This window comes from Mycobacterium neglectum (assembly GCF_002591975.1).
Taxonomy (GTDB): domain Bacteria; phylum Actinomycetota; class Actinomycetes; order Mycobacteriales; family Mycobacteriaceae; genus Mycobacterium; species Mycobacterium neglectum.
Window position 1 is genome coordinate 1 of sequence record NZ_NVQE01000095.1, and the last position, 2,385, is coordinate 2,385.

Annotated in this window: 1 protein-coding gene and 1 pseudogene; one reads left to right on the plus strand and one right to left on the minus strand. The window is 65.0% G+C overall.

Translation table 11 applies throughout. The features are described 5' to 3' along the window. Window positions 1–502: 502 nt before the first annotated feature. A complete protein-coding gene (locus CSQ99_RS30490) occupies window positions 503–955 on the minus strand; it encodes a VOC family protein (protein ID WP_099042690.1) in 453 nt (150 codons plus the stop codon). Window positions 956–1,147: 192 nt separating this feature from the next. Here CSQ99_RS30490 and CSQ99_RS30495 point away from each other — a divergent pair. Then, a pseudogene (locus tag CSQ99_RS30495) lies at window positions 1,148–2,341 on the plus strand (glycosyltransferase family 39 protein); the annotation flags it as partial. Window positions 2,342–2,385: the final 44 nt, after the last annotated feature.

Genomic DNA, 2,385 nt, shown 5'->3' on the forward strand with positions numbered 1-2,385 from the left:
CCGCCCTACCGCGGACCCACCGGCGAACGCACCCAATGGCGACGATGGTATGTCCCCTTCCAACCCCAACCACCCACCAACAACTAACTCGGGACCGGTACTGCGTCCAACATCAGACAAGTTGGAGGCATCGAGGTGGATCAGATCTCATTCGTGAGTGCTTCGATGTGGGTGGCGAGAAGAGCTGCCCAACCGCTGAGATGCCGGTCGTGATCTCGGTGACGCCTCTGCGTGGCTGCTGTGTGAGGAGTCGTCCGCTATCAGCCGAATGCTCATCGAGCTTTCGGACGGCGATGCCGTCGACGCGGGAATCGCAGCGTTCGTGACGTTGCTTACCGAGCTTCTCCCGGGTGGCCGCCGAGCGGCGCTCGCCCGCCTCGAGATCGCCATCGCCCTGCGACACTTGCTGGCGCGCCGGCCCGCGCTATGCGGTCACCGACCTGGCGGGACACTCCGGCCATCCGAGGGCCGCAGAAACTGCCCTGCGTTTTCGATTGAACCGTTACTGGCTCTGCTTCATCGCCTCTTCGATCTCCTCCATGCTGACCTCGCGCATCGGCTGGCCCATCGACCAGAGGTGGCCGAACGGATCGCGCACGACGCCGTACCGGTCTCCCCAGAACGCGTCCTCCAGCGGGTGCACCACCGTGGCGCCGGCATCGACAGCCTTGGCGAACTTGTCATCGACATCGGTAACCGTCAGGTGGATGGTCACCGGACTGCCACCGAGCGCTTTGGGGGTCGTCGACTTGCCCTCGGTCATCTCGGGGAAGTCGTCGTTGAGCATCACCATGAAGCCGTTGATGTTCAGTGCGGCATGGACCAGCTTGCCGTCGGGACCCGGCACCCGGCCGTACTCCTGGGCGCCGAAGGCCTTGACGTAGAAGTCGATGGCCGCCGCAGCATCGTCGACGACGAGGTGGGGGGATACGGCGGGCTGAACGTCGATTGCCATGAGCAGTCTCCTCGAGAGTGGGGTTTCCCTTGTGGGCTACGAGTACGACCCGCCCGGCGAGCCAAACTCATCGCACCGGGTCCCATGCAAGCACCGGGCACCGACAACCACGAGATCCGGCGGCATCCGTCCTGCTTCTGGCAACATAGCGGCGTGCTTGGGCAGGAAGTCCTGACGAGACCGAGGGTTGCTGTGCTCGACCCCGTCATCGTCGGGGTCTTCGCTGCCGCACTCAGCCTCGTTGGCGCGGGCCGCCCGTCGTTCTGGTACGACGAGGCCGCGACGATCTCGGCGTCCTACAGCCGCTCGCTGGGACAACTGTGGCAGATGATGGGCAACGTCGATGCCGTCCACGGCCTGTACTACGTGCTCATGCACGGCTGGTTCACGATCTTCGAGCCCACGGAATTCTGGTCGCGTGTGCCAAGCGGTCTGGCGGTCGGAGGCGCGGCGGCCGGCGTAGTGGTCCTCGGCAGCCAGTTCTCGTCGCGCACCGTCGCGCTGAGCGCCGGCGTCATCTGTGCGATCCTGCCCCGCGCGACATGGGCAGGCATCGAAGCCCGGCCGTACGCGATGACGATGATGGTCGCCGCGTGGTCGACCGTACTGCTGGTTCACGCCGCACGCCGTAACAGCGATTGGTTATGGCTCTGTTACGCAGCGGCGATGGCGGCGGCGATTCTGCTCGACGTGTATCTCGCGCTGATGTTCCTGGCGCACACCGTATTCCTGTGTTTGTACCGGCCGGGCCGTGCCGTCGCCGTGCGATTCAGCATCGCCATGGTCTGCACGTGCCTTGCCGTGGCGCCGTTCGTGCGGATGGCCGTCGGCCAGGCGCATCAGATCATCTGGATCTCACCGGTCGGCCGCCGGACGATCGAAGATGTGGCCGTTCAGCAGTACTTCGAAAGAAGCCCGCTGTTCTTGATCGCGTCAGCCTGCATCATGGTGACGGCTGTCGTCCTGTGGCGCTTCACATCTGTGCGACTGGTCGAGGCGGATCGCCAGCTCCTCGTCCTGGCGATCGCGTGGCTGGTGGTTCCCACCGCGCTGATCCTCGGCTGGTCGGCGCTCGTGCATCCGATATACACACCTCGCTACCTGTGCTTCACCGCCCCGGGGTTGGCACTCGTGCTGGGCGTGTGCGTCGGCGCGGTGGCGGTGCGGCCCTGGATGGCCGCGGCTGTGCTCGTCGTCTTCACGGTTGCCGCAGCACCGAATTTCTTTCTGGTACAACGCAGTCCGTATGCGAAGTACGGTATGGACTACAGCCAGGTCGCCGACCTGATCGCCGCAAAGGCAAGTGGCGAGCCCGGTGAGTGCCTGATGGTGAACGACACCGTGACTTTCATGCCCGCCCCCAGCGCTCCACCAGTCGGTAGCCGTGCTCGCGAGTGACCGCGAACGCAGGGGTGCCGCCGAATAGTGTG